The organism is Methylobacterium sp. 2A, assembly GCF_009806555.1.
Classification (GTDB): domain Bacteria; phylum Pseudomonadota; class Alphaproteobacteria; order Rhizobiales; family Beijerinckiaceae; genus Methylobacterium.
On record NZ_VUOK01000003.1, the window covers coordinates 485,342 to 509,677 of the forward strand.

Genomic DNA, 24,336 nt, shown 5'->3' on the forward strand with positions numbered 1-24,336 from the left:
CCGGTGCCGCGACGGTCAGGCCGCGCCCTGCACCGGATGAGCCTCGGCCTGGCGGGTCTCCGGCATGATCAGCGCCACCAGCATGAAGGCCGCGAAGCCCATGCAGGCGAGTCCCAGGAAGGCGCTGTGGCTGCCGAGATGGTCGGCCATCACGCCCGCCAGCGAGGTCGAGAGGGCGGCGCCGATGCCCATCGCGGTGCCGACCGCGCCGAGCGCGAGGTTGAAGCGCCCGGTCCCGCGGGTGAGGTCGGAGACGATGAGCGGCACCATCACGCCCAGCACCGAGGCCGAGATCCCGTCGAGCACCTGGATGGCGACGAGGCCGTAGGGGTTGGTGGTGTAGGCGAGCATCAGGCCGCGCACGGGCAAGGCGCCGAAGCCCAGCAGCAGTACCGGGTAGCGGCCGAACCGCTCGGCCGCCCGGCCGACCGCGGGGGCGCTGACCGCCAGCACCGCCTGCGGGACCATGATGCAGGCCGCCACCAGGGCGGTCGCGGTCTCGCTCGCCCGGAGCGTCAGCACGCTGCCGACCAGCGGCAGCATCGCCGCGTTGGCGAGGAAGAACAGCACCATGCAGGCCGAGAAGCACAGGAGCCCGCGGTTGGTGAGCAGCGTGCGGATCCCGTCCTGTCCGGCGGCGCGGGGCGCCTGGGCGCTCGACGGCTCCTTGAACACCCCGGGATCGATGTCCCGGGCGCGGATGCGCGCCAGCGCGATCACCGTCGGGATGCCGAGCGCCGCCGTCAGGTAGAACACCGCGCCGTTCGACAGGTAGTAGCCGATGGCGCCCATCCCGGCGGCCCCCAGCGCGTTGCCGAGGGCCGCGAAGCTGGCGTTGCGCCCCAGGCGCTCGCCCGCATGGGCACGCCCGACGAGGCCGATGCTGATCGCCGCGATGGCGGGCGTCAGCACGCAGCTCGCCGCCGAATGTGCCGCCATCGCCAGCAGCACCACCGGGAAGCTCGGCCAGACCGCCAGCGCGAAGGCGCTGCCCGCGATGCCGATCACCGCCACCGCGGCGGCGAAGCGCTTGGAGCGGACCGCGTCCACGAAGGCTCCGCCCGGCACCTGGCCGAGCAGGGCGACGAGGCTGCCGACCGTGAGGGCGAAGCCGATATCCGACTGGGTCCACTTGGCCTGCGAGAAGTACACGGCCAGGAACGGCCCGAAGCCGGTCTGCAGGTTGGCGACGAAGAACGCGAAGGCGTCGAGCCCGTAGCGGCTCGCCGGCGAGATGCGGCGCTCGCCCGCCGCCGCGCCGGCCGCCGGCGCGGGCTCGCGCGCAAGCTCGGCCGCCGGGTCCTTCAGGCGCACGGGCCGCGCGCGGAGATCCTGCCGGGGCATCTCGCGCTCGCGGGGGGAGACGGCGGTTCGTACCTTCAATCGGGCCACCGTCATTTATCCGGCGCCTTCTCCGGGGAGGCGGCGGGCGGGGTCTGGCCCGTGGCGGCGGGAGATGCCGGTGATGCGGCGCCGGGCGCCGGGCTGGCCGGCTGTGGTGGCGCCGCCGACGCGGCCGCGGGCGCGGCAGCCTGATCGCCTTCGGCCGCCGGCGCGGCAGGGCTCGCGGGGCCGAGCACCACGATCGGCTCACCCGACTTGTACTCGGGCGACACGCGGACCTGATTGCGGGTCAGCGCAACGGACAGCTTGCGCTCCTTGCCGCCGTCCGACGTGAAGCGCAGCGCCCGCCAGTCGACGGCGATCTTGCGGGTGCCGACCCCGAGAAAGCCGCCGAAATCGATGATCGCGGCCCGGGGGTGCCCCTCCTTGTCGATGATGATGTCGATGACCCGACCCAGTTCGTCGCCCTGGGCGCTGCGCACGCTGCGGCCGAGCAGGCTCTCGTAATCCTGCGTGTCGAGGACGGTGGCGGGCGTGCCCTGCTGCTGCGCCGGCGCGGCCGCGGCGGCCGGCGGCGTGGAGCCCGGAGATGTCGCAGAGGGCGCGCCCGGAAGGGGGGCAGCCGGAGGAGCCGGATTCGCCGCGGGGGCCGGATTGACCGCAGGGGCCGGATTGACCGCAGGGGCCGGATTGACCGCAGGGGCCGGATTGACCGCAGGTGCTTGGGGCGAGGCTTGGCCGGCCGCACCGTCGCTCCCGCTCGCCTGGACCTGCGCCGCGGCTCCCGACGCCCAGAGGGCGAGCGTCATGGCCGCGATCATCCGGTTGGTTCTGAACACGCTACGTCCTCTGAGGAAGGGCCGGGCCGGGCCGGCATGCCGGCGCGACCGCGACCATGTCGGCCGGATCCGGGCCGGCCGCCGGCAGGTCTGCGCCTGCGGATGGCCGTCGTGCCGCAGGACCTGGGCGAAGTTATGGATCCCGGCGGCCGCGCCGCAAGGTCCGGGCCGCCATGTCCGGGGGCGCTGTGCGGGTGTCTGGTTTTCGCCGCATCCCCGGAGTAGACAGCGGCCGATAAGTCACGCGAGCCGCGGACATCACCACGGCCTTTTTCGAGGACCACACGATGCCGACCCTCTCCCCGTCGCGGTGCCCCGCCCTGCGCGGCCTCGCGCTCGGCGCGGCGCTCGCCGCCCTCACGGCCGGCTGCCAGGCGCTCGGAGGCGGTGGCGGCGTGATGCCGGACACCGAGGTCGGGCTCCCGCCCTCGATGCGGGGCGCCCTGCCGAACCGCGAGGCGCGCAACGCCGCGGTCGATGCCGACGGGCGGCCGCTCCAGACCGCGCCGACGCGGCAGCTCGCGATCCCCAAGACCGCCGGCACCGCGACGCGCTCGGCCGATTCAGGCGAGCGGCGCATCCGGCGCGAGGATCTCGACGGCGGCAACGGCGCGGTCGGAGCCGGGACCAGCAGCGGCTCGATGGGGCCGATGATGGCGCCCGGCGGCAGCGTCGGCCTGGGCGGGAAGTTCTGAGCGGCCGGATCGCCGGGGACCGTCCCGGCTATCGGATCGGCCGCCCGCTCTCCCCTCCTTGAGGTTACCGGATGCACACGTCCGGGTTGGGCATCGACATACGTGATGGAGCGCACCCGCCGCCCTCTCCCGTGCGGGAGAGGGAACCCGCGTTCCGTTCTGCAGCCACGGCATCACGGGCGATGTGCGGGTCCGGTGGTCCGCGAGGGAGAACCGCGGGTCGGGGACGTCTCCGGAAGGCGGCCTATCCCGCCTGGGTCGGCGCGCCCGCGAGGACGCCCGGCTCGATGTCGACCACGTAGCCACCGAGATCGGTGCTGTAGCTCAGCGCGTTCCAGGGCAGGGGATGATGGGTCTCGCCGAGGCCCAGGAACCCGCCGAAGGCCAGCACCACGTAGGCGACCTGCCCGGATATCTTGTCCACCATGATCGTGTGGATCGCGCCGAGATGGCGGCCGCTCCGGTCGTAGACGTCCGCCCCCTCGACCTTGTGCGAGCCGATCAGCCGGGGGGTCTCGTCGATGGCGATGCCCTCGCCGCCGGCGGGGTCGAGCTCCAGGGTTCCGGGCTTCCTCACGGCACGTTCGGTGGGCAGATCCGTCGGCATGATTGCTCCCTGTCGGGGGATGCGGGACGATCCGCACCCCGTAGGTCCTGTGAACCAAGCGGAAGGCGGGTGGCCGGTTCCACCGCCGCGGCCTGTTCAGCGATCGGCCGGTAGGCCGGCCTGGGCCCGTCGCTCGTTGACCCGGTCCCGCACCGCGCGGCTCGCGAGCAGCATCTCGAACCCGAAGACGATCAGGGCGCAGAGCGTGCACAGGATCGCCGCTCCGAACAGTCCGAACAGCAGCGTCGCCACGGTCGCGTCGCGCAGCGCCCCGACGAACAGCGTCAGCACCGAACCGCAGGTCGCCACGCCGCCGAGGGCCGCGAGGACCACAGCGGCGTCCAGAGCCAGCGATCGCTGGTGCAGCCGGTCGAGGCGTCGGCCCAGGCGTCGGCGCTCCGCGTCCGTGGCGCCGGCGAGCAGTTCGGACACGCGATCGGCCTGGTCCGCCACCCGGGCGAGGCGGGCGCCGAACACGTTGAGCAGCGTCGCGATGCCGGAGAGCAGGAAGACGGGGCTCAGCGCGACCTGGACGACGTGGGCCGTGCTTTCCAGGGTCGTGGCGAGGGTCGTGGGGATGGTCGGATCGGTCATGCCGGCGGGCAGATGGACCGGGCGGTCCGCCAGGGCAATCCCGGATTCTCAGATCAGGCCGCGGCCCGGTTCGGTGCCGGAGGCCGCCGGCTCGGTGCGGATGCCGATCCCGAGGGCCGTCACGAGCCCGGCGGCGAGCAGCAGTGCGAGGGTGAGAGCCGGGGCGAACATGCAAGCACATCAGCGGCAAGATTGTTAAGAACAGGTTTCGCGTAACCTCGATCGGTGAATCATCTTCGCGACTGCCCGGATCGGCCGCCTTCGCTGTGGATTTTCGCGCCTGCCTTGTGGATGAGGGGCCCGGGAAGGCGATTTCCCCTTGGAACGGCAGCGGCACCGCTTAGTTGCTGCTATGCTGGCTCGGCCGTGGGGCGATCATGCCCCGGCCTGCGGCCCGAGAACCGGAGGAAGTTTATGGCCACAAAGACCGAGAAGGCTGCACCGAAGGCGGCCAAGACCACCAAGACTGCGGAAAAGGACGCTCCGGCGAAGGCCGCCAAGCCCGCCGCGACCAAGTCGGCCGCCGGCACCAAGCCGAACGCCCTGCAGCAGCCGCTGAAGCCCTCGGCCGAGCTCGGCGCGATCGTCGGTACCAGCCCGCTGCCGCGCGGCGAGGTGGTCAGTAAGGTTTGGGAATACATCAAGAAGCACAACCTTCAGAATCCCGAGAACAAGCGCGAGATCGTGGCCGACGACAAGCTGAAGAAGGTGTTCGGCAAGGACAAGTGCTCGATGTTCGAGATGAACAAGCACCTCGCGGCGCATCTGAAGGCCTGATCGCTCCCTAGAGCCAGGCCCGGCCCTGTCCGGACCATCGGCTCTAGGAGCATCGCAGAAGGCCGCATGGATATGACGGGCGCCCGCAAGCCCTCGGCTGATAGCGGCGCGGGCCCGCGATCCGGAAACCGCAGGTCCGATCGGAATCGAGGCGTGCCGCCCCGGGACGGTTCGGGCCGTTTCGTGTCTGCGAGGATCGCGCTTCGCTGCGCGCGCCCGGGCCGACCCGGACCACCCTAGGGCGATGGCCCGAAGCGGAAGAGTTCTGCTTGGTCGGCGCCCGATCGCTGTTCCGGCCGGGGATCCAGGCGGACCCATCGCTGGCCGAGGCGTCCGTGACCACGTGCTGCGCCGGGCCGGACGTCGCCCCGGCCGCGTGGATCTATGCGATGCCCTGCAGGACCCCGCCGTCGACGCGCAAGGCGGCACCCGTCGTGGCGCTCGCCGCGGGGCTGCACAGATAGGCGACGAGGTTCGCCACCTCCTCCACCCGCGCGAGGCGCTGGATCAGCGAGGTTGGCCGGTGCTCGGCGACGAAGGCACGGCCCATCGCCTCAAGATCGGGATCCGCCCGCCCGCCGGCCATCTGCTTCATGAACTCCGCCACGCCCTCCGAGAGGGTCGGCCCCGGCAGGACGCTGTTGACCGTCACGCCGCTGCCCGCGACCGTCTGGGCGAGGCCGCGCGCGATGGCGAGCTGGGCCGTCTTGGTCATCCCGTAATGGACCATCTCGGTTGGGGTGTTGATGCCGGACTCGCTGGAGATGAAGATCACCCGGCCCCAGCCGCGCTCGGCCATGCCGGGTGTGTAGGCCCGCGACAGGCGCACGCCGCTCATCACGTTGACGTCGAAGAAGCGCTGCCAGTCGGCATCCGGGATGTCGAAGAACGGCTTCGGCTCGAAGATCCCGGTGTTGTTGACCAGGATGTCCACCGTGGGCAGCGCCTGCACCAGGGCTGCGACGCCCTCCGCGGTGGCGACGTCGCCCGGCGCCGCGAAGGCGCGGCCGGCCTTCGCCTCGCCCCGCAGCTTGGCCAGCGTCGCCTCCACCCGCTCGGCCGTGCGGCCGTTGATGCCGACCTCGGCGCCGAGGTCGCAGAGTTCCTTGGCGATGGCGTAGCCGATGCCGGCGGTCGAGCCGGTGACCAGGGCCTTGCGGCCGGTGAGATCGAGATCCATCGAATCCTCCAACGGTGCGATGCAGCGTCAACGCGCGTGCCCGGTGCGGGTCACATGCCGGCGCGGCCTAGCCGGCCCGACTGCGCCGCAGGACGCTGGCGCAGCCGCCGACGACCGCGAGCGCCGCCGCGCAGGACAGCGAGAGGGTCACCGCCCGGCCGGGTCCGAGCCCATGGGTCAGGCCGAAGATCACCGCCACCAGCGCGGCGCCGAGCGACTGGCCGGTGAGCCGCGCCGTCGATTGCATCCCGCTGGCGCCGCCCGCCCGGTCGCGCGGCGCGGAGGTGACGATGACCTTGTTGTTGGGCGACTGGAACAGGCCGAAGCCGAGGCCGCACAGGGTCAGGCGCCAGATGATGTCGAGGGTCGCGGGCGCCGACGGCAGGAGCGTCATGCAGACGAGGCCGGTCGCCAGCATGGCCAGCCCGATCCCGCCGAGGATCCCGGGCGGGTAGCGGTCGGCGAGGCGCCCGGAGACCGGCGCCATCGCGGCGACCGCGATCGGCCAGGGGGTGAGCAGGAAGCCGGTCTGCGTGCTGGAGAGGTGCAGCACGTCCTGGAAGTAGAAGGGCAGCGCCACGTAGGAGACCATCTGGGCGCAGAACGAGGCGATGGAGGTCGCCATCGACAGCGCGAAGGCGGGGATCCGCAGGAGGTCCACCGGCAGAAGCGGGGCCGGCAGTCGGATCTGGCGTTGCACGAAGATCGCCCCGATCACGAGGGCGCCGACCAGCTCGGCCACGGCCACGCTCTGCGCCCCGGGATCGCCGAGCCCGTCGATGCCGATGATGAGCAGGCCGAAGGTCAGGGCGTTGAGCACGGCGCTGATGCCGTCGAAGGGCCGTCCGCTCGCGGGCGTCACCGGCAGCGTGCGGGAGGCCACCGTCAGCGCCAGGAGGCCCACCGGGATGTTGACGAGGAACAGCCACGGCCAGGTCGCCACCGAGAGGATCGCGGCCGCGACCGTCGGGCCGGCCGCGGAGGCCACCGCCACCACCAGCGCGACGTTGGCGACGCCCTGGCCGATCATCCGGTGCGGGTAGATGAAGCGCACGAAGCCGATATTGACGCTCATGATCGCCGCCGCCCCCAGACCCTGGACGATCCGTGCCGCGATCAGCAGGGGCAGGCTCGGCGCGACCGCGCAGGCGAGCGAGGCGGCCACGAAGACCGCGAGCCCGGGCAGGTAGACCCGGCGGAAGCCGAAGATGTCGCCCAAAGCCGCCAGCGGCAGCAGGCTCGCGGTCACCGCGATCTGGTAGGCGTTGACGATGAAGATCGCGTCGGCCGGCTTGACCGCGAGGTCCTTGGCCATGATCGGCAGGGCCACGTTGACGATGGCCCCGTCGAGGACCGCCATGGTCATGGCGAGCCCGATCGCCATCATGGCGAGGACCCGCTCGCGCGGCGGCAAGCCGTCCTGTGCGCTGCCACTCTGTGCGGCGCCTGAACCGGACGGGACCTGCGCCATGATCGCGCGCTCCTGCGGCGCCCGGAGAGTCCGTGACGTCGATGGCGGGGGAAATCCGGGCGCGGGGGCGCCGTGGATGCCGGTCCTGTCGCGCAGGCGGGGCGGGCCGTCGAGGGGGGCGGTGTGTTCTATGTCACGGCGCGGAGGGATTGTTTTGGCGCCGCTCACGCCAGCATATAAGTCAGCAGCGAGCGCAGCTGAGCCGGCTTGATCGGCTTGCGCACGAGTTCGGCGCCGGCCGCCGCGACCCGCTCCTCCACCGCCGTCGAATGGTCGGCGGTGGTCACGATCACGGGGAGGGGATCGAGGCGCTGCCCGCGCAGATAGGCGGCGATGTCGAGGCCGCAGGCGCCCTCGTCCAGATGGTAGTCGAGCAGGAGGATATCGGGCCGCGCAGCCCCCGCCGCCACGGCCGCGCGCACGCCGGCCAGATCGCGACATGTCGAGACCCGGGCGTCCCAGTTCTGCAGCAGGCGGGCCAGGGCGTCGGCCGTCGAGGCGTCGTTCTCCACCACCAGGACGTGTGCTCCCGACAGCCGGGTCGCCATCGGCGCGGGCGGCGCCGCGGCGGCCGGAACCGCGCTCAGCGGCAGGGCGAGCGTGACCCGCGTGCCATGGCCCGGCCGCGAGGCCAGGGTCAGCGGATGGTCCAGCGCCTGGGCCATGCGGCGCACGATCGACAGCCCGAGACCCAGGCCCGGCTCCTCGCCGCTGCTCGACCGGGCGCCGCCCCGGAAAAACTCGTCGAAGACGAGGGCGCGATCCTCATCGGCGATGCCGCAGCCCGTATCGGTCACCTCCACCCGGACGCCGCCGGCACGGCGCCGGGCGGCGAGCACGATGCCGCCGCTGGCGGTGTAGCGCACGGCATTCGAGACGAGGTTCTGCAGGATGCGCTGGAGCAGCACCGCATCGCTGGTGACGGTGAGGTCCGGGCAGCGCACCGCGAGCCGCAATCCCTTGCGCTCGGCAAACGGCTTGAAGCTCTCCGCGAGTTCGGCCAGCAGATCGGGCAGGAAGACCGGCTGCAGCTGCGGGCGGACGATGCCGGCATCGAGCTTGGAGATGTCGAGGAGCGTCTTGATCAGGTCCTCGATCGTCTGCAGCCCCCGCTCCACCTGTCCGGCGATGGTGCGCGCCTCCGGCGGCACGTCGAGGTCGGCCAGCGCCGAGATCGACAGGCGGGCGGCGTTCACCGGCTGCAGCAGGTCGTGGCTCGCCGCGGCCAGGAAGCGGGTCTTGGAGCGGTTTGCGGTCTCGGCCTCCTCCTTGGCGGCGGCCAGTGCCGCGTTGGAGCGCTCCAGGCGGTGCATCAGCCCGGTCAGCTCCTCGGTGCGGGTGCGGACGCGCCCCTCCAGCATGATCGCGGTCTGGAACAGCGAGTAGGCGCTGCCCCGCTGGTCCATGCTGCGCTCGACATGCGACATCAGCGCGGCGTTGATGCGCTCGAGCTTCTCGATCCGCCGGCGCAGGGATTCGTCGGTTTCCAGCCCGTTCGGATGCAGGGTCACGACGCGACCGGAGCCCCGCCGGACGCGAGACTTTTGCCGATGGCGATGCCCGTGAAGGTCTGATTGAGGTGCATCGCCCGGTACTGCTCGCCGAAGGTCTCGAAGCCGACGACGTCGTAGCGGCGGTAGAGGTCGGTGATGCCGTGGCGGACCTGCCGGCTCTCGGCATCGAGGCGGCGCAGCACGCATTCGAAGCCGATGATCAGGTCGACGCCGCCGAGCTGCGCGTCGAGGCGGGCGAGCTCAGCCCGGGTCGAGGCGACGATGTCGCGGGGCTCGGCGAGCGTCAGCACCACGCCCTCGTCCACCGCGCAGAAGAAGCTCAGCGAGCCGTCCTCGTTCATCCGCCGGATCGAGCGGCAGAAATACTCGCCGCCGACCTTCACGGCGAGCGGATAGGCCGCGAAGCTCATCGGCGACAGGCCCTCCGGATCGAGGCCGATCGCCATGGCGTATTCCCGGGCCGCCGGCTCGGCGTTCAGCTCCTGGACTTCGCGTCGCTCGCCGTCCGAGGCGGTGACCACGAACTTGGTCTGGGTCGGCTCGAAATTGTCGCTCTTGAAGATCTCCACGGAGAAATCTGTCTCGACCAGGACAAGAACCGCCGCCTTGCGGTGGATCCGGCCGCCATGGAGCACCACCGCGTCCCGGAAGCGGAGGTCGTCGCCGGCCGAGCCGCCGACGATCGGAATGCCGTCGAGCGCCCAGGCGATCGCCGACACGACGGTCTCCTCCGCGTTGGCGAGGCCGTCGATCAGCGACAGGGCGAAGCGGCGACCGGCCGCGGCCGGGTGGCCCTCCCGGCAGGAATCGAGGGGGTCGAGGGTCCGGCGCAGGGCCCGCACCGCCGAGGCGGTCCGCTCCACATCGAGATGGTCGATGGCGTCGAGCACCGTCGAGACGATGCGGAAGCGCTCGGCCGGAAACGCGATGACCACGAGGCCGCGGTCGAGGCCGCCGGCCGGCGCGATCCCCCCCGACATCGAGCAGCCGGAGACCGGCACGCCGGGGAACCATGTCCCAAGTTCCTGCGCCAGGGCCTCGGCGTCGTAATCGGCCGAGAAGAACACGACGATCTGCGACAGGTGGGCTTCATGGATCGCGCGGGCGATGTCCGAGACCGCGTCTGCGGCCGTGGCCGCCTCCGTCCAGGCCGTCCAGATGCCGCACAGATGGCGGCGCACACCCGATCCCTGAGCCACGTCTCACCCCCTGCGGACCCCCTCGGCGGGCTTGCTGCCCACTCTATCTGTCGCGCGGGTGAGTATGTCGTGCGCAACCGATCTGCGCAACGGGGGCGTTCTGCCGTCCGATACGGGATGTGTCGTGCCGGGCCTCACTTCATGCAGGCATCCTCGGCCTTCTCGAAGGCGGCGGGCTTCGGCTCGTGCTCCGGCGGGCGGTTGCGGCCCAGCGCCCCGTCCGAGCGGGCACGCAGGTAGGTGTAGATATCCGGCATGTAGCACATGACGTTCCGGTTATCCCCGAAGGCCGGCATGACCAGTTCCTGCGCGGCGTTCACGTCCTTCTTGCCGCCGACGATGATGCCGGCGAAATGCGCGTAGTCCATGCCCTTGAGGGCATCGACCAGGGAGGGCGCGTAGGTCGAGCCCATGCCGTCCGGCCCGTGGCAGACGATGCAATTGGCGTTGTACCGGAGGTAGCCCGACATCGTGTACCAATCGACCTTCTTGCCGTCATCGGTGATGTGGTAGGTCGGGTCGCCGTTCTTGTCGGTGTACTGGCCGTCCTGGACCTTGGCGGGCTGGGTCGGCCCATCGCTCTTCAGGCCGGTCGCGCTGGATGCGGCGGGGGCCGGGGCGGCGGGGGGCGCCGCCCGGGCGGGAAGCGTCCACAGGGAGCCCGCCGCAAGTCCGGCCAGCATGATCCCGGCGATTCCATCCGCACCACACCGCATTGGCGTTCCTCCTGCCGCCCACAGGCGTCGTCGCGCGGGTGCGGTAAGATCACAACGGCGCCCGGCCGCCTCGGAGCCGCGACGGTCCCATCACAATTTCGCGTTGTGGCGGGACGCAGTCGGTGATCCGCGCGGAGCGGTCGGATTATCCGCGTTGCGCACAGCATTAACCTTTTGTTAATCGGCGGATTGCCGCCGGGCCGCCGGCGTGAGAGCTTTCGTTAACGAGAGCTTAACGGTTGAGACACGGCGATGCGGTTCGCGGTTTCCAAGGTGCAGGGACTTGTGTCCGGTTCCGCATCGCGTCGGTTCTCCCGCGGTCGCCGCGCGGTGCGCGGCCTGGCCCTCGCGGTCTTCGGGTTGGCCGGCCTTGCCGCCACGGCCGAGGCGCAGACGCTGGCCAGCCTGCCCACGGAGGCCGGCGCCCGGGTGCAGGGCGATGCGAAGCCGATCGCGGCCTGGGTGACGTTCTGCCAGAGCTACGCGGCCGAGTGCGCGGTCGACCGCACCGAGCCGGCCCGCATCAGCCTCACGCCCGCCATCTGGGCCACGATCGTGTCGGTCAACCGCCGGGTCAACAAGGCGATCGAGCCGATGACCGACCAGGACCACCTGCACGTGGCCGACCGCTGGGATCTGGCCGAGGACGGCATCGGCGATTGCGAGGATTTCCAGCTGCTCAAGCGCCACCTCCTGGCCGAGGCCGGCCTGCCGCGCCGGGCCATGCGCATGACGGTCGTGATCGACGAGAAGGGCGAGGGCCACGCCGTGCTGAGCCTGATCACCGACCGGGGCGACCTCGTGCTCGACAACAAGACCAACGCGATCCTGCCCTGGCACAAGACCGGCTACGTGTTCATCAAGCGCGAGAGCCAGGACGCGGTCGCCTGGGTCTCCCTCGGCGGCGTCACATCCCCCGTCACCACCGCGAACCGGTAAGGAGCGCGCCGCTGGGGCGGTAGCCGGTGTGGTGCACAGAGCGCAGCAGGGAAAGGCTCGAAGCCCAGCCCTTTTAAGGTGTTTGCGGAAGCAACGAGACAGGGGCCAAGCGCACTCTCCTCCCCCTTGTGGGGAGGAGTTGGAGGTGGGGGTGGTGCAGACGGCACCGCTGCGCCTCATCCTGCACCACCCCCACCCCTGGCCCCTCCCCACAAGGGGGAGGGGAAAAGGCGGTGCTCTTTCAGGATGTTAGAGCCACGACTTGCGACTTTCGCAGCTAGCCCAAACACCTTAAAAGGGCTGGCTCGAAGCCCCACCGGATCGCGACGTGTTTGATGGGCGCTGCGAGCCCGCTCGCGCGTGCGGGCTTTCAGATTCACATATCTGCGTTGGGGATCGAGCGCGAACATCTCCGCGTCTCTCCCTCCCCCGCAAAGGAGAGAGGGAGAGACGCGGAGCCCTGCGTGCTCAGTCTCCGGTGGTCGATGCGTCAATCCGCAAGCCGCGCGCGGCGAGTGGGGACGCGCTACGTCATGACCGCGTCAGGCACGCCACAGGGGCGTGCCTTGAGTGACGGGACAGTAAGCGGCGGAACGTGGATAAGGCCTCAGGCGGCGCGGCTCAGGGAGGGCTGCGCGAGGCTCGCCACGTAGGCCTCGACCCGGCCGATGAAGCCGGCGAGATGCGGCGCGATGCCCCGAAGGCTCGCGAGGTCGCGGACCAGGATGTCCCGCGACAGGGCCCGGTCGCCCTCACTCGGCGCGTCGGCGAGATAGGCGCTGACCGCATGCTCCGCGATCTGGATCGCGCCGGCCCGGCCATCCTCGGCGAGCGCTCTGATCACCTGCTGGATGGCGGGCTGCATCACGGTGTCCTTCTTCTTCTCGGCTGCGGCTCAGGTCCCGATGGACTGGCCGATGTTTTGCACGATGGGGAGCCCACCGCGAATCCATCGCGTGGGCGTCCTCTGACAAGCCGGCAAAGCGGGCACGAATCAAGGGCTTCGGATGCCGCGCAACGCCGGTATTCCCTCGACGCATGCAGAACTGTGGAGTTCTGCGGATGTAACACCGTCCGTAAACGGAACCCTGCCTCGGTTCGCGCGTTGTCATGCCCCACAAAGCCGTTGTGCGTCGCAAGAGGCCGTGTCACCTTTCCGTCATCATCGGGCGGCGGGGCTTGGACCATGCGGCACGCGGATGGCGGGTTTACGTGTCAGGCGTTCGCGCCCCTGCGGTGGCGCGGATGGGCGAGGACGGCGCGCCGGGCGCGTCAGGCTGCCAGTTTCGCCCTGATCGGGTCGATCCTAACGTTGGGCGGCGCGACGACCCACGCCCATGCCCGTCTCGTCCTGCCCGGGGTGGCCTCCGTGGAAGAGCCCAATGGGGCCGTCCGCGCCATCGCGGGCTGGACCGAATTCTGCGCGCGGAGGCCGGAGGAATGCACCCTCGATCCCGCCGAGCCCCGCGTGATCCCGCTGACCGTGGCGGTCTGGCGGACGCTGCTGAGCGTCAACCGCCGGGTCAACGCACGCATCCGGCCGATCACCGATGAAGCGCATTGGGGCGTCGTCGACCGCTGGGATTTTCCCGATGATGGGTCGGGCGATTGCGAGGATTACCAGCTCCTGAAGCGGCGGATGCTGGCGGAACGCGGCCTGCCCCGGCGCGCCCTGCTGATGACCGTGGTGATCGACGAGATCAACGAGGGCCATGCGGTGCTGACGGTGCGCACCGATCAGGGCGACTTCATCCTCGACAACAAGACCGATGCGATCCGCCCCTGGCGGCGCACGGGCTACAGCTTCATCAAGCGCGCCGGCCAGGACGGACCGGCCTGGGTCTCCCTGGAGGGGAGGGACGGTGCCGCCCAGGTGGCGACCGCCGAGCCCTGAGGTCTCAGACTCCGACCAGCATCGCCGCCAAGTCCAGGGCGACCCGGCCCGAAAGCAGGCTCCAGCCGCAGGCGATGATCGTGGCGAGCATCACGAACGGCATCGGCCGGCCCTCGATCCGCCGGCCACGCACGGTGTTGCGCAGGATGATGAAGGGCGCCGAGAAGGCCAGCATCGGCAGGGCGGCGACCGCCGGCAGGCCGCCGCGCTCCAGCAGGCTGAAGCTCGCCCGCCGCGCGGCGAACAGCTCGAAGGCGCTGGCGATCAGCCCCGAGAGCGCGAGGCCGATGCACAGCGTCCGGATCGAATCGAGGGCGGCAGGCGTGACAACCATTATTCGCGCTCCTGTACAGGTCGCGCGCAGTTTAGCCACACCGTTTACTGGTTGTTAAGCAAGGCCGCCGGTTCGCGTTAACCCATGCACAGGTCGATGCCGGCGGAACCGATTCGCCCTGTGGTTCAGGCGTCTTCCTCGAGGTCGATGTCCAGGATCGCCATCCGGAAGACGAAGGAATCGTCGCCGTCCTCCTTGTCGTCGGCGATCACGCCGATCGACTCGTCGCCGATGAACACCTCGGCGGAATCACCGGTCTTCATCGCCGTCAGGCGGATGTTGTTGTTGGCGAACTTGCGGCGCAGGTAGTCCTGGAGCTTCGCGGTCTCGGCTTTGGTCACGCTGTTGGGTCTCCCTGGCGGCGCAGGCGCTGCGGGTGGGCGGATGGGGCTGGGGCTTGCCACGCCCGCGGCGGAGCGGCAAGCGCGCAGAAGACGGTCAGATCCCGTCGCCCAGGTGAATGAACTGGTCCAGCGCGACGAGCTGGTCCATGGCGCGGGCCGGATCGTCGCAGCCCGCGGTGCCGACGACGCGGGCCGGCACGCCCACGACCGTGGTGTTGGGCGGCACCGGCCGGAGCACCACCGAGCCCGCCGCGACCCGGGCGCAGGCCCCGACCTCGATATTGCCCAGGATCTTGGCCCCGGCCCCGATCATCACGCCGCGGCGGATCTTGGGATGCCGGTCACCCCGTTGCTTGCCGGTGCCGCCCAGCGTCACGGCGTGCAGGATCGAGACGTCGTCCTCGATCACCGCGGTCGAACCGACCACGAGCCCCGTCGCGTGGTCGAGGAACACGCCCCGCCCGATCCGCGCGGCCGGGTGGATATCGCATTGGAAGACCTCCGAGACGCGGCTCTGGAGGTAGAGGGCGAGGTCGCGTCGGCCGCGGTTCCAGACGTGGTGGGCGAGGCGGTAGGCCTGGAGGGCGTGGAAGCCCTTGAAGTAGAGAACCGGTTCGATGGCCCGGAGCGTCGCGGGATCACGGTCGATGACTGCGCCGATATCGGCCCGGAACGCCTGCCCGATGGCGGGATCCGCCGTGACCGCCTCGTGGAAGGCGTGGGCGATCAGCTCGGCCGGCAGCGACGGATGCCCCAGGCGGGCCGCGACCCGGTGCGAGACCGCCCCCTCCAGGGTGGCGTGGTTGAGGATGGTCGCCACGATGAAGGAGGCGAGCTGCGGCTCGGTGTGCAGCAGGTCCTCGGCTTCGGCGCGCAGCCGCGACCAGACCGGATCGAGGACCGCGAGGTCGCGGGGCTCCGCGTTGCGGACAGGACTGGCGCTCATGTCCGAGCCTCCGAGTGAGAGCGGGTTCCTGGGCCGTGGATCATCGTCCGATCTCCGGTCGCGGGATTCCAAAGGGATCGTCCTTTGGCGGGGTGCCGGGGCAGGGCCCCGACATCAGGCAGAGCCCGACAGCAGGGCTCTGCCCTGCACCCGCACAAGGTCTCGACCGTTTGAAACCATGACCCTCGATGACACGCCCTAGCGTGGTGCGCCGCGGCGCGGCGATCAAGGGCCGGAGCTTTCCGGAGCCCGCGTCACCGGCATGGCTGTCACTGGGTTACCCGACCGGCGAGACCGCCTGACCGAACCGCGCCTCGATGGCCGAGGTCAGCCGGTCCAGCATCGTCTGGACCGGGATGTTGGACGTGTCCACCGTGGCCGGCGCGCGGGCGTAGAGCGGCTCGCGGCTCGCCAGCACGGCGCGCAGCTCCTGCATCGCCGAGGCGTGGTCGCCCGTGGTGGCGAGGTGGCCCTGCTCACGCACGCGGCTCATGTGTTCCTCCGGCCGGGCGCGCAGCCAGATCGTGTAGAAGGCCTGGAGCAGCAGGTCGTAGGTCAGGGGCTCGGCCACGATGCCGCCGCTGGTCGCCAGGATCAGCGGCCCGGGATGCTCGGTCAGGCGGCGCAGGGCCGCCTGCTCCAGGCGCCGGTAGCCCTCCTGGCCGTAGATCGCGAAGATCTCCTGCACCGAGAGCGCGTTCTCCCGCTCGATCTCGGCGTTGAGCTCCACGAAGGTCCAGCCCAGCCGCTCGGCTGCGAGCTTGCCGAGGGTCGACTTGCCGGCGCCGCGCAGGCCGATCAGGGCGACGCGCGGGCGGTCGCCCGCTTCGGCCCGGTTGCCGCCGGAGAGCGCCTGCTTGGCGGCGGCGACCTGCGCGGGGCTCGCGTGGCTGAGGAGGTCGCGGATCAGCGGCCAGTCGGGCTGGGCGTCGTTGCCGGTGATCAGGTCGTCGAGCCGCACGCCCATGGCGTTGGCCACCCGCCGCAGCAGGATGATCGAGACGTTGCCCTGGCCGCCCTCCAGCTGCGCGATGTAGCGCTCGGAGAGGCCCGAGGTCTGCGACAGGACCTTGCGCGACAGACCGCGCACGGTGCGCGCGTGTCTGACGCGGCGCCCGAGGTCCGTGAGAAAGAGGGATTCCTGTTCTACCACGCCGGTCATGGCGCCGTCCGCTTTCCTGCCAGCTCGAAAGCAGAGTCCGTGCCCTGCATGTCTGCCGCTTCGAGATCGGTCGCGCCCGACGGTTCGGACAAAGGCTGCCCGACCCCGCGCGCGGAGACCCGCGTATCCTGCCCAGAGATCTGTGTTGCGCCGCCCGTCTCCGGCCGCTGCGACCGGCCGACGGTCTGTGCCGCACCGGCCCAACCACGCTGCTGGCGTGGCGCCTATGTGTTGCGGAACGACCCGATGGTCAAGGCTTGAGCATGATCCTTGTGTGGGCAGAGGCCCGGCCCGGTGTCCGTTGCCGGATCATCCGGGTCGCCTGGTCCTATTCGACCGGGAGGGCCACGGCCTCCTGGACCGTCGCGCCGGTCGGCGCGCGTCGCGGCCCGGCCGCGGCCAGCATCCGGACGGCCGGACGGCGCGGCGGCAGCGGAACCTCGACCGCCTCGGCGATCGGCGCCGACGCGGCCGCAGGGGTCATCGCCACAGGAGTCGTCGCAGCAGAGGTCGTCGGAGCCGGTTCGGCCACCGGTTCGGCCTTGGGCGAGAGACGCAGTTCCGCGAGCTCGGCGGGGACAGGGGCCGCCGCACCGAACCCGGCAGGCCGGCGCGGCGGCAGCGGCACTTCCACGGACTCGACCTGCGCCGTCTGCGCCGCCGGGGGCGCGCCGGCCGGCGCGGCGGCCGGCTCGACGGTCAGGCTGGCGAATTGGATCGTGCCCGTGAGGGCGGCCGGACGGCGCGGCGGAAGGGGAACCTCGACCGTCTCGGTCGGCGCCGCGACCGAGGCGGCGTTGGGGGCATAGGCCAGGGCCGGGGCGGCGGCATTGGCATCGGCGGCGCCGCCGCCGAACAGGCTCGCGAGCGCGCTCGCCGAGGCGGCGACCGGGGCCACCACCGAGGCGACCTCGGTGGAGACGCCCTGGCGCTTGGCCGCGTAATAGTAGCCGCGATTGTAATAGTGATAGGCTTGGCTGAGATTGCCCTGCGCGGTGCGATAGGCGCCCGCCAGGTAGGCCACGCCGTAGCGGAGGTTGGTCGCCGGATCGAGGAGCCCCGCGGCGTCGCCGGTATAGCCGAGGCTGCGCGCGGTCGCGTGCTTGATCTGCATGAGGCCGAGCGCGCTGCCGCCCTTGGCGCGCGGATTGTAGTTGCTCTCGCGCTTGACGACCGCGTGCACGAAGCTTGCCGGAACGCCGTTCGCCTTGGCCTGCTGCTCGATCAACGCGTCGATGTTGTCGTGCGCCGCCTGCCCGAAGGCGGCGGCGGGCACGACCGCGAGGGCGGCGGCCAGGAGAAGGCGATGCATTCCGAGACCCGGTGCTGTTGTCCTTGGTCAAGCTAGGTCGCGGGGAAATGAGGCCGGAAAGCGGCCCCGCTTCGGCAAGCTGTGGGCGGGCGGGGCGCGGCCGCTCCCTGTGCTCCGCCGGACACAGGCCGGATACATTCGCAGGGATGCGGTGCTGGGCCGATCCGCATCCCGGCCGAGGGCTCATGGGAGCCGGGGCCGATCGCCGTCAGACACGGCGCTAAGGTCAGCCCTTTTAAGGTGTTTGCGGAAGCAACGAGACAGGGGCCAAGCGCACTCTCCTCCCCCTTGTGGGGAGGAGTTGGAGGTGGGGGTGGTGCAGACGGCACCGCTGCGCCTCATCCTGCACCACCCCCACCCCTGGCCCCTCCCCACAAGGGGGAGGGGAAAAGGCGTTGCTCTTTCAGGATGTTAGAGCCACGACTTGCGATTTTCGCAGCTGACCCAAACACCTTAAAAGGGCTGGTGCTAAGGTCTTCTATCGACCTGTCTTTTCGCGCCAGACCGGCGTCCCCTGGGACGGTGCGTCCTCAGGAAGGATGAAGCGGTCGACGCCGTGGGCGAAGCCGTCCGCGTCGTTGCTGTCGGTGACGGCGCTGGCGGCGGCCTTCACGGCGTCCTCGGCGTTGCCCATCGCCACCGAGAAGCCGCTGCGCGCGAACATCGGGCGGTCATTGCCCGCATCTCCGAAGGTCGCGATCCGCTCGGGCGGGATGCCGAGATGCTGGCTCATCCAGGCGACGAACCGGCCCTTGTCGAGATCGGGCGGGGTGGCGTCGAGATAGTAGGGCTGCGAGCGGTGGATCGTGGCCCGGTCGGCCAGCGCCGCCCCGATCCGCGCCTCGCAATCCGCCAGATGGGCGTGGTTGCGGCTCACCCCGACGATCTTGGCGGCATCTCCCATGAGCGTGCCGAGGTCGGCCACCACCCGGGGCTCCGCGCCGATCGTGCGGCGTTCGAGATCGGTGTAGGGCCCGTGCGGATCGCGCAGGCACCATGCGCCTTTCGCGAACACCCAGACGTCGAGCCCTTCGGCGAGCATCCGCTCCAGGGTCTCCCGGGCGGCCGGCTCGGGAATCGTCCGCTCCTCGATGGTCGACAGGTCGGGCCGGACCACGCCGGCGCCGTTGAACGCCCCCATCGGCAGGTCGAGGCCGAGTTCGGCCACGAGCCCGCGCAGCCCGACCGGCGGCCGGGCCGAGGCGATGCTGAAGCCGATCCCCGCGGCCCGAAGCCTTCCCACGGCCGCGACCGTGGCGGGCGTGAGGCGCTTGTCGGCGGTCACCAGGGTGCCGTCGACGTCCGAGATGACCAGGGCGATCCCCGTGGCCTTGCCGGATTGGGCTGTCATCGGCTCGCTCCGCTCTCCGCCTCGAGATGCGCCACGACGCGGTCCGCGATCAATGCGGGCGGGTCGGCGATCCCGACAATGATCGGGTGTTCGTCGGGGCCCGGGGGCTCCAGCGTGGCGAACTGGCTGTCGAGGAGGAGCGGCGACATGAAATGCCCGTGCCGCTCCGCGAGGCGCCCGGCGATCGGCGTCCTGTCCCCCTCCAGGTAGACGAGGCGCACCCGGCGGCTCCCGCGGGTCAGGATGTCCCGGTAGGCCCGGCGCAGGGCCGAGCACACCACCACGGCCGATTGTCCGGCCTCCAGCCTCGCCTGGATCCAGGCCGCGATCCGCGCCAGCCAGGGGGCGCGGTCCGCGTCGTCGAGGGCGTGCCCGGCATGCATCTTCGCCACGTTCTCCGGGCTGTGGAAGCTGTCGCCGTCGATGAAGATCCAGCCCAGCCGCTCGGCGATCAGCGCCGCGACGGTGCTCTTGCCCGATCCCGAGACGCCCATCACGATGAGCACCTGCGCGTCGGCGATCCGCCGTCCGACCCCGTGAGCCATCTGCTGGGACATCGTCAGGCCCCCCACCTCCGAGGTGCCCCGGGGCACCGCGTGTCATCAATAGGACCGAAGGCCGGGATGGAAAGACCGGGGACGACGCATCGCCGCCGCGGCAGCGCCGGAACTGCCCGCGTGGCCGCGCGTTCTCCTCGGGACGTCAGAACATTTCAGGAACAAATCGACCATGTCCCAGTCGACCGCGAAGTCAGCCTCGAAGTCGGACGCGAAGGCGCCGGAATCCGACCAGAATCCCAAAGCCGATCCCAAGGACGTGTCCAACCAGATCAAGGATCCCGACCAGTGGACCACCGGGGGTGAGCCGATGACCGGCGCTCAGGCGTCCTATCTCAAGACCCTGTCGGAGGAGGCCAAGGAACCGAAGGCGTTCGACCCGGACCTCGACAAGGCCGAAGCCTCGAAGCGGATCGATGATCTCCGGCACAAGGCCGGGCATGCCTGACCGGTTGAGGGCGCACCCGGATCTGCGGGTGCGCCCGATCGGGGAAAATTGTGCCGCTTATTCGTGGTGACCTTGGTTTCGAAGACTTGATTAAGACTGCAGCAATCGACCGGTGGTTAGAACCAATGACGGGCCGTGCTGCCATAGGGGGTGGCGTAGCGCGGTGAAAGGGCGGTTTCGACCATGCATGAGCCGAGTTGCGACGGCGCTGGCAAGGATGCCGCCCAGTCCGAAGTCCCAGCCGGCGCGGGCAACGCCTGGATGGCCGGCACAGCTCGGTTCGCCCGCGACGCGCGCGGCTCGACGGCCATCGAATATGCGCTGATCGGCTCCCTGATCTTCCTCGTCGCCGCCGGGAGCATCCGGATCTACGTCAGCCGGATGGGCGGGGTCTACAACCAGATCAGCACCGCGGTCGAACAGGGCAACTGAGCCGGTTCGCGACGGGGCTTGACCTCATCATCCCGATGCATCGGCGGCCCTGATCGCCAAGCCCGCCGCAAAGCCCGTCTCACCAAGGATCGCCGCCGCGACACCTCACCGGAACGGGATCGCCGTGTGCCGGCGGTCGGCTCGCGGGGGTGGCGGCGGTACCCCGACCCCGGATCCGAACACGCCATCGTCCGCGCCCCCGGCAGAAGCCCGACCCATGCCGGTTCGCCCTGGGCCAATGCGACGGGCCGGCCCCTGATCGAAGACAGCCGGCGCGCGGCTATCCCCCGCAAAAGCCCCAATGCTGTCCGCCTGCCCCGAAAAAGCTGTGCTTAGCGAGGATGAAACGGCAACCTCGGCCGTCACGGGCGGAGTGTGGCTCACCCGCTACGGACACCCGGGCCGCCATCGGCTAGGCACGGGTTCGGCAATACCGATGGACAACATCTGGATGCGAACTCTTCCCCTCGCCCTGCTCGCCACCATGGCGATGTCGGGCTGCACGTACCTGCCTGCGGCGGGTCCGACGGCGAGTGCGATCCAGGCGGGCTCGGAGGTGGCCACCGCCGACGGCAGCCTGCTGGCGCGCTACGAGATCATCGACGTCACCCCGGCGGTGATCGAGGCCCTGCGCGGGCGCCCGCTCGACAGCCTGCTCGCCTCCTTCGGCGACCACCGCCCGTCGGCCGAGCCGGTGATCGGCATCGGCGACATGGTCTCGGTCTCGATCTGGGAAGCCGGCTCCGGCGGCCTGTTCTCCGGGCCGCTCGTGGCCGACCGCTTCTCGGCCGGTTCCAAGTCCGCCCTCATCCCCGAGCAGCCGGTCGGGCGCGACGGCGCCATCTCGGTGCCCTATGCCGGCCGGATCAAGGTCGACGGCCGCCGGCCCCAGGACGTCCAGGCGCTGATCGAGAACGAGCTCGCCGGCAAGGCGATCCAGCCGCAGGTGCTGGTCTCGGTCACCCGGCCGATCAGCCAGGCCGTGACGGTGACCGGCGAGGGTGCGGCCGGCGCCCGCCTGCCGCTGTCGGGCCACGGCGACCGCATCCTCGACGTCATCGCGGCCGCCGGCGGCAACCGCTCGCCGGTCAACGAGACCTTCGTGCGGCTCTCGCGCGGGTCGGTGACCGCGACCGTGCCGCTGACCACGGTGGTGTCGAACCCGCGGGAGAACATCTACCTGCGGCCCAATGACGTGCTGACGCTGGTGCGCGATCCGCAGACCTTCATCGCGGTGGGCGCGCTCGGCAACAGCACCGAGCTGCCGTTCCAGGCGGACGGGATCACGCTAGCGCAGGCTTTGGCCAAGGCGCGCGGCCTGTCGGACTTCGCCGCCGATCCGGCCGGGACCTTCATCTTCCGGTTCGAGCCGGCCAGCGTGGTGCGGCGGCTGAAGCCGGGCTCGAAGCTGCTCGGCACGCCGCTGGTTCCGGTGGTGTACCGGATCGACATGCGCGACCCGAACAGCCTGTTCGTGTCCCAGGCGTTCCGGATGCGCAACCGCGACCTGATCTACGTGTCGAACGCGCCGTTCACCGAGGTCTCGAAGGTGCTCTCCGCCTTCAGCGGCGTCACCGGCCCGATCTCGTCGGTCGCCACGGCCTACTATTACGCGAAGTAAAGACGGGACGACGGCCGACAGGGCGCGGAAAAAAATCGCGTTTCCCCGCGTCCTCGCGTAAGGGCATCGGGTGCGGTGCGGAAATGCGGCGCGGATGCCGCATGCCTTCCGCCTGTGGTCGCCGCGCGCAAGGATGCCTAGAAGAGCCCGATGAAGATCGGACGCGTCGTCCCCGCCAGCGGGCCGTTCCGGCCCGCGCTGATATCCTTGAGCCTGTGTGTCGCGCTCCTCCCGGCCGTGCCGGCGAAGGCCGATGTGGTGATCGGCGTCGCGGTCCCGCGCTCGGGTCCCTATGTGGCGGTGGGCGAGCAGGTGCTGCGCGGCGTCGAGGCCGCGGCGCGGGACGCCAACGCCATGGGCGGCCTCGACGGCCAGCCCGTGACGCTCGACGTGCAGGACGATGCCTGCGACTCGAACACCGCGACCGCGGTGGCCAACCACTTCGTGCGCGGGAACGTGCGTCTCGTCGTCGGGCATGTCTGCTCGAACGCCTCGATCGCGGCCTCCGACATCTACGCCCAGAACGGCATGGTGATGATCACCGCGGCCTCGGTGGCGGCCCGGCTCACCGACCGGGGGCTGCCGACCGTGTTCCGGGTCTGCGGGCGCGACGACGATCAGGCCCGCCTGTCGGCCGCCGTGCTGGCCGAGCGGTTCCGCGACCGCAAGATCGCGCTGATCCAGGACCAGACCCCGGCCTCGCGGGCGCTCGCCGCCGCCACCAAGGACAATCTCAACCGGATCGGGGTCAACGAGGCGCTGTCGCTCTCGTTCTCGCCGAGCGACGCCGACGATGCCGCCCTGGCCGACCGCCTCAAGGGCGCGGGGATCGATGTGGTGTATTACGGCGGCGACGCCAGCGAGATGGGGCGCCTCGTGAAGATCGCCGCCGATCGGGGGTTTCGCCCGCAATGGTTCGGCACTTCGGCCATCGCGACGTCGGACTTCGCCAAGATCGCGGGCCCCGCGAGCAACGGCGTGCTGATGACCTTCTACCTCGATCCGAGCCGTCAGCCGGCCGCCGCCAACGTGGTGAAGGCCTTCAAGGCCGAGGGCGTCGACCCGACCGGCTCGACGATCTACGGCTACGCGGCCATGCAGGCCCTGGTGGCGGCCGGCAATTTCGCGCATTCGGCCGAGCCGAAGCCGATCGCGCAGGCGCTGCACACGGAACGGTTCGACCTCGTGCTCGGCACGGTCGGATTCGACGCCAAGGGCGACGTCACCGCGCAGGGCTACGTGCTCTACGTGTGGAAGGACGGGAGCTTTACGCCGGCGGGGAAGTGAGGCGTTTCGCGCGGCTCCGAGCCGATATGTGGCCGGAGATGTCGCTCTGCCTGGACCGACGTTGACCTCCGGCATTCGCCGAGCTCAGATCCGGCGATGGATTTCGGCGGAATCACAATCCGGTGCGCCGTGTCGAGCGACGCGGCCACGGTCGCATCCCTTCACACGGCCAGCTGGCGCGACGCCTATGCGACGGTCCTGGATCCGACTTACCTCGCCGGGCCGATCGCGGACGAGCGTCGTTTATTTTGGTCGGATCGTCTCGGACGCCCGGACCCACGCAGAACGATCCTCCTCGCGGAAACGACGGACGCGACCGCGCTCGGCTTCGGATGCGTCTATCGCGACCGCGATCCGGTCTGGGGCAGTCTGATCGATAACCTGCACGTCCTCCCGCGGATGCGCGGGAGGCGGATCGGGGCGTATCTCATGACGGCACTCGCAGGCTGCGTCGAACCAGAGGCGGACCTGAAAGGGCTCCACCTCTGGGTGTACGAGGCCAATGCAGCGGCATTGCGCTTCTACCTTCGCCTGGGGGGCGAAGTCGTGGAACGCGGCGCGTCGCAAATGGCCGCCTCGAGAGGTGCGGCGATCCTGCGCGTCTTCTGGCCGGACATGGCAGTGCTGGCGGCCTGATCGGGTTGAGCCTGTTCGACGGGAGCAAAGTGTTCCGCCTCGCGCTGGCGGATCAGGTCATGGTTTCGAAAGGTCGAGACCTGTCGCGGGTCCAGGGTAGAGCCCTGGTGACTCTCTCAGGGCTCTGCCCTGAGAAC

26 protein-coding genes and 1 pseudogene are annotated in these 24,336 nt (G+C 70.5%); 9 read left to right on the forward strand and 18 right to left on the reverse strand.

What is annotated here, in order from left to right; all coding sequences use genetic code 11:
* Window positions 1-15 precede the first annotated feature (15 nt).
* Together FVE89_RS02410 and FVE89_RS02415 are read right to left on the reverse strand one after the other, a co-directional pair.
* Complete coding sequence (locus FVE89_RS02410; protein ID WP_160532514.1) at window positions 16-1,398, reverse strand: MFS transporter; 1,383 nt, start codon at window positions 1,396-1,398, stop codon at window positions 16-18.
* A complete protein-coding gene (locus tag FVE89_RS02415; RefSeq protein WP_160532689.1) occupies window positions 1,395-2,165 on the reverse strand; it encodes a PRC-barrel domain-containing protein in 771 nt (256 codons plus the stop codon). The genes FVE89_RS02410 and FVE89_RS02415 overlap by 4 nt, the downstream gene beginning before the upstream one ends.
* Window positions 2,166-2,470: 305 nt before the next feature.
* Here FVE89_RS02415 and FVE89_RS02420 point away from each other — a divergent pair, with 305 nt between their 5' ends.
* Complete coding sequence (locus FVE89_RS02420; RefSeq protein ID WP_160532515.1) at window positions 2,471-2,878, forward strand: hypothetical protein; 408 nt, start codon at window positions 2,471-2,473, stop codon at window positions 2,876-2,878.
* A gap of 253 nt (window positions 2,879-3,131) precedes the next feature.
* On the opposite strand, the pseudogene FVE89_RS02425 reads toward FVE89_RS02420, so the two are convergent.
* From FVE89_RS02425 to FVE89_RS31475, 3 genes and pseudogenes are all read right to left on the reverse strand, one after another.
* Window positions 3,132-3,485: pseudogene (locus tag FVE89_RS02425) on the reverse strand (PRC-barrel domain-containing protein); the annotation flags it as partial.
* Window positions 3,486-3,581: 96 nt separating this feature from the next.
* Entirely contained in the window at window positions 3,582-4,079 is a 498-nt protein-coding gene (locus FVE89_RS02430) for a DUF2721 domain-containing protein (RefSeq protein WP_160532517.1), read from the reverse strand.
* Window positions 4,080-4,127: 48 nt separating this feature from the next.
* Window positions 4,128-4,250: a hypothetical protein gene (locus FVE89_RS31475; RefSeq protein ID WP_281408941.1), complete on the reverse strand. Its 123-nt coding sequence runs from the start codon at window positions 4,248-4,250 to the stop codon at window positions 4,128-4,130.
* 243 nt (window positions 4,251-4,493) lie between these two features.
* On the opposite strand from FVE89_RS31475, the gene FVE89_RS02435 reads away from it, so the two are divergent.
* Complete coding sequence (locus FVE89_RS02435) at window positions 4,494-4,856, forward strand: SWIB/MDM2 domain-containing protein (protein ID WP_160532518.1); 363 nt, start codon at window positions 4,494-4,496, stop codon at window positions 4,854-4,856.
* Between the two features lie 382 nt (window positions 4,857-5,238).
* Here the strand turns inward: FVE89_RS02435 and FVE89_RS02440 are convergent, their stop codons facing one another.
* From FVE89_RS02440 to FVE89_RS02460, 5 genes are all read right to left on the reverse strand, one after another.
* Entirely contained in the window at window positions 5,239-6,036 is a 798-nt protein-coding gene (locus FVE89_RS02440) for an SDR family NAD(P)-dependent oxidoreductase (protein ID WP_160532519.1), read from the reverse strand.
* 67 nt (window positions 6,037-6,103) lie between these two features.
* The gene (locus FVE89_RS02445; protein WP_160532520.1) at window positions 6,104-7,507 is read right to left on the reverse strand and encodes an MFS transporter; all 1,404 of its coding nucleotides are present in this window, start codon (window positions 7,505-7,507) and stop codon (window positions 6,104-6,106) included.
* A 164-nt stretch (window positions 7,508-7,671) separates the two neighbouring features.
* Window positions 7,672-9,018: a hybrid sensor histidine kinase/response regulator gene (locus FVE89_RS02450; protein ID WP_160532521.1), complete on the reverse strand. Its 1,347-nt coding sequence runs from the start codon at window positions 9,016-9,018 to the stop codon at window positions 7,672-7,674.
* The gene (locus FVE89_RS02455; RefSeq protein ID WP_342389798.1) at window positions 9,015-10,202 is read right to left on the reverse strand and encodes an FIST N-terminal domain-containing protein; all 1,188 of its coding nucleotides are present in this window, start codon (window positions 10,200-10,202) and stop codon (window positions 9,015-9,017) included. The genes FVE89_RS02450 and FVE89_RS02455 overlap by 4 nt, the downstream gene beginning before the upstream one ends.
* A 152-nt stretch (window positions 10,203-10,354) precedes the next feature.
* A complete protein-coding gene (locus tag FVE89_RS02460) occupies window positions 10,355-10,903 on the reverse strand; it encodes a c-type cytochrome, methanol metabolism-related (RefSeq protein ID WP_202130558.1) in 549 nt (182 codons plus the stop codon).
* Window positions 10,904-11,188: 285 nt separating this feature from the next.
* Between FVE89_RS02460 and FVE89_RS02465 the strand changes: the two genes are divergently transcribed.
* Window positions 11,189-11,875: a transglutaminase-like cysteine peptidase gene (locus tag FVE89_RS02465; RefSeq protein WP_202130510.1), complete on the forward strand. Its 687-nt coding sequence runs from the start codon at window positions 11,189-11,191 to the stop codon at window positions 11,873-11,875.
* 607 nt (window positions 11,876-12,482) lie between these two features.
* Here the strand turns inward: FVE89_RS02465 and FVE89_RS02470 are convergent.
* Entirely contained in the window at window positions 12,483-12,740 is a 258-nt protein-coding gene (locus FVE89_RS02470) for a hypothetical protein (RefSeq protein WP_160532524.1), read from the reverse strand.
* Window positions 12,741-13,061: 321 nt separating this feature from the next.
* On the opposite strand from FVE89_RS02470, the gene FVE89_RS02475 reads away from it, so the two are divergent.
* The gene (locus FVE89_RS02475; RefSeq protein WP_160532525.1) at window positions 13,062-13,769 is read left to right on the forward strand and encodes a transglutaminase-like cysteine peptidase; all 708 of its coding nucleotides are present in this window, start codon (window positions 13,062-13,064) and stop codon (window positions 13,767-13,769) included.
* Between the two features lie 4 nt (window positions 13,770-13,773).
* Here FVE89_RS02475 and FVE89_RS02480 read toward each other — a convergent pair whose 3' ends face one another.
* From FVE89_RS02480 to FVE89_RS02510, 7 genes are all read right to left on the reverse strand, one after another.
* Window positions 13,774-14,103 (reverse strand): hypothetical protein, encoded by a 330-nt coding sequence (locus FVE89_RS02480; RefSeq protein WP_160532526.1) that lies wholly within the window; start codon window positions 14,101-14,103, stop codon window positions 13,774-13,776.
* Window positions 14,104-14,228: 125 nt separating this feature from the next.
* Window positions 14,229-14,444 (reverse strand): DUF3126 family protein, encoded by a 216-nt coding sequence (locus FVE89_RS02485; protein WP_160532527.1) that lies wholly within the window; start codon window positions 14,442-14,444, stop codon window positions 14,229-14,231.
* 97 nt (window positions 14,445-14,541) lie between these two features.
* A complete protein-coding gene (cysE, locus tag FVE89_RS02490) occupies window positions 14,542-15,393 on the reverse strand; it encodes a serine O-acetyltransferase (RefSeq protein WP_160532528.1) in 852 nt (283 codons plus the stop codon).
* 277 nt (window positions 15,394-15,670) lie between these two features.
* Window positions 15,671-16,555, reverse strand: a complete 885-nt coding sequence (locus FVE89_RS02495) for a helix-turn-helix transcriptional regulator (protein ID WP_160532529.1) — start codon at window positions 16,553-16,555, stop codon at window positions 15,671-15,673.
* Window positions 16,556-16,883: 328 nt separating this feature from the next.
* Complete coding sequence (locus tag FVE89_RS02500) at window positions 16,884-17,867, reverse strand: transglycosylase SLT domain-containing protein (protein ID WP_160532530.1); 984 nt, start codon at window positions 17,865-17,867, stop codon at window positions 16,884-16,886.
* A 478-nt stretch (window positions 17,868-18,345) separates the two neighbouring features.
* The gene (locus tag FVE89_RS02505; protein ID WP_160532531.1) at window positions 18,346-19,218 is read right to left on the reverse strand and encodes a Cof-type HAD-IIB family hydrolase; all 873 of its coding nucleotides are present in this window, start codon (window positions 19,216-19,218) and stop codon (window positions 18,346-18,348) included.
* Window positions 19,215-19,775 carry a gluconokinase gene (locus FVE89_RS02510; RefSeq protein ID WP_246730450.1) on the reverse strand — a complete coding sequence of 187 codons (561 nt, stop codon included), beginning with the start codon at window positions 19,773-19,775 and terminating at the stop codon, window positions 19,215-19,217. Before FVE89_RS02510 ends, FVE89_RS02505 begins: the two co-directional genes overlap by 4 nt.
* Before the next feature lie 172 nt (window positions 19,776-19,947).
* Here FVE89_RS02510 and FVE89_RS02515 point away from each other — a divergent pair, with 172 nt between their 5' ends.
* The 5 genes from FVE89_RS02515 (at window position 19,948) to FVE89_RS02535 (ending at window position 24,199) form a co-directional block, all read left to right on the forward strand.
* A complete protein-coding gene (locus FVE89_RS02515; protein ID WP_160532532.1) occupies window positions 19,948-20,223 on the forward strand; it encodes a DUF3072 domain-containing protein in 276 nt (91 codons plus the stop codon).
* 183 nt (window positions 20,224-20,406) lie between these two features.
* On the forward strand, window positions 20,407-20,655 hold the full coding sequence (locus FVE89_RS02520) for a hypothetical protein (RefSeq protein WP_160532533.1): 249 nt from the start codon (window positions 20,407-20,409) through the stop codon (window positions 20,653-20,655).
* Window positions 20,656-21,106: 451 nt separating this feature from the next.
* The gene (locus FVE89_RS02525; protein ID WP_160532534.1) at window positions 21,107-22,276 is read left to right on the forward strand and encodes a polysaccharide biosynthesis/export family protein; all 1,170 of its coding nucleotides are present in this window, start codon (window positions 21,107-21,109) and stop codon (window positions 22,274-22,276) included.
* Window positions 22,277-22,426: 150 nt separating this feature from the next.
* Complete coding sequence (locus tag FVE89_RS02530) at window positions 22,427-23,563, forward strand: branched-chain amino acid ABC transporter substrate-binding protein (RefSeq protein ID WP_160532535.1); 1,137 nt, start codon at window positions 22,427-22,429, stop codon at window positions 23,561-23,563.
* A 96-nt stretch (window positions 23,564-23,659) separates the two neighbouring features.
* Entirely contained in the window at window positions 23,660-24,199 is a 540-nt protein-coding gene (locus tag FVE89_RS02535; protein ID WP_160532536.1) for a GNAT family N-acetyltransferase, read from the forward strand.
* Window positions 24,200-24,336: the final 137 nt, after the last annotated feature.

What these genes read in the sequence shown, in the direction of transcription:
- FVE89_RS02410 (WP_160532514.1), bottom strand. Translation starts at nt 1,398, where the DNA reads ATGACGGTGGCCCGATTGAAGGTACGAACCGCCGTCTCCCCCCGCGAG.
- FVE89_RS02415 (WP_160532689.1), bottom strand. Translation starts at nt 2,165, where the DNA reads ATGATCGCGGCCATGACGCTCGCCCTCTGGGCGTCGGGAGCCGCGGCG.
- FVE89_RS02420 (WP_160532515.1), top strand. Translation starts at nt 2,471, where the DNA reads ATGCCGACCCTCTCCCCGTCGCGGTGCCCCGCCCTGCGCGGCCTCGCG.
- FVE89_RS02430 (WP_160532517.1), bottom strand. Translation starts at nt 4,079, where the DNA reads ATGACCGATCCGACCATCCCCACGACCCTCGCCACGACCCTGGAAAGC.
- FVE89_RS31475 (WP_281408941.1), bottom strand. Translation starts at nt 4,250, where the DNA reads ATGTTCGCCCCGGCTCTCACCCTCGCACTGCTGCTCGCCGCCGGGCTC.
- FVE89_RS02435 (WP_160532518.1), top strand. Translation starts at nt 4,494, where the DNA reads ATGGCCACAAAGACCGAGAAGGCTGCACCGAAGGCGGCCAAGACCACC.
- FVE89_RS02440 (WP_160532519.1), bottom strand. Translation starts at nt 6,036, where the DNA reads ATGGATCTCGATCTCACCGGCCGCAAGGCCCTGGTCACCGGCTCGACC.
- FVE89_RS02445 (WP_160532520.1), bottom strand. Translation starts at nt 7,507, where the DNA reads ATGGCGCAGGTCCCGTCCGGTTCAGGCGCCGCACAGAGTGGCAGCGCA.
- FVE89_RS02460 (WP_202130558.1), bottom strand. Translation starts at nt 10,903, where the DNA reads ATGCTGGCCGGACTTGCGGCGGGCTCCCTGTGGACGCTTCCCGCCCGG.
- FVE89_RS02465 (WP_202130510.1), top strand. Translation starts at nt 11,189, where the DNA reads ATGCGGTTCGCGGTTTCCAAGGTGCAGGGACTTGTGTCCGGTTCCGCA.
- FVE89_RS02470 (WP_160532524.1), bottom strand. Translation starts at nt 12,740, where the DNA reads ATGCAGCCCGCCATCCAGCAGGTGATCAGAGCGCTCGCCGAGGATGGC.
- FVE89_RS02475 (WP_160532525.1), top strand. Translation starts at nt 13,062, where the DNA reads ATGCGGCACGCGGATGGCGGGTTTACGTGTCAGGCGTTCGCGCCCCTG.
- FVE89_RS02480 (WP_160532526.1), bottom strand. Translation starts at nt 14,103, where the DNA reads ATGGTTGTCACGCCTGCCGCCCTCGATTCGATCCGGACGCTGTGCATC.
- cysE (WP_160532528.1), bottom strand. Translation starts at nt 15,393, where the DNA reads ATGAGCGCCAGTCCTGTCCGCAACGCGGAGCCCCGCGACCTCGCGGTC.
- FVE89_RS02495 (WP_160532529.1), bottom strand. Translation starts at nt 16,555, where the DNA reads ATGACCGGCGTGGTAGAACAGGAATCCCTCTTTCTCACGGACCTCGGG.
- FVE89_RS02500 (WP_160532530.1), bottom strand. Translation starts at nt 17,867, where the DNA reads ATGCATCGCCTTCTCCTGGCCGCCGCCCTCGCGGTCGTGCCCGCCGCC.
- FVE89_RS02505 (WP_160532531.1), bottom strand. Translation starts at nt 19,218, where the DNA reads ATGACAGCCCAATCCGGCAAGGCCACGGGGATCGCCCTGGTCATCTCG.
- FVE89_RS02510 (WP_246730450.1), bottom strand. Translation starts at nt 19,775, where the DNA reads ATGTCCCAGCAGATGGCTCACGGGGTCGGACGGCGGATCGCCGACGCG.
- FVE89_RS02515 (WP_160532532.1), top strand. Translation starts at nt 19,948, where the DNA reads ATGTCCCAGTCGACCGCGAAGTCAGCCTCGAAGTCGGACGCGAAGGCG.
- FVE89_RS02520 (WP_160532533.1), top strand. Translation starts at nt 20,407, where the DNA reads ATGCATGAGCCGAGTTGCGACGGCGCTGGCAAGGATGCCGCCCAGTCC.
- FVE89_RS02525 (WP_160532534.1), top strand. Translation starts at nt 21,107, where the DNA reads ATGCGAACTCTTCCCCTCGCCCTGCTCGCCACCATGGCGATGTCGGGC.
- FVE89_RS02530 (WP_160532535.1), top strand. Translation starts at nt 22,427, where the DNA reads ATGAAGATCGGACGCGTCGTCCCCGCCAGCGGGCCGTTCCGGCCCGCG.
- FVE89_RS02535 (WP_160532536.1), top strand. Translation starts at nt 23,660, where the DNA reads ATGGATTTCGGCGGAATCACAATCCGGTGCGCCGTGTCGAGCGACGCG.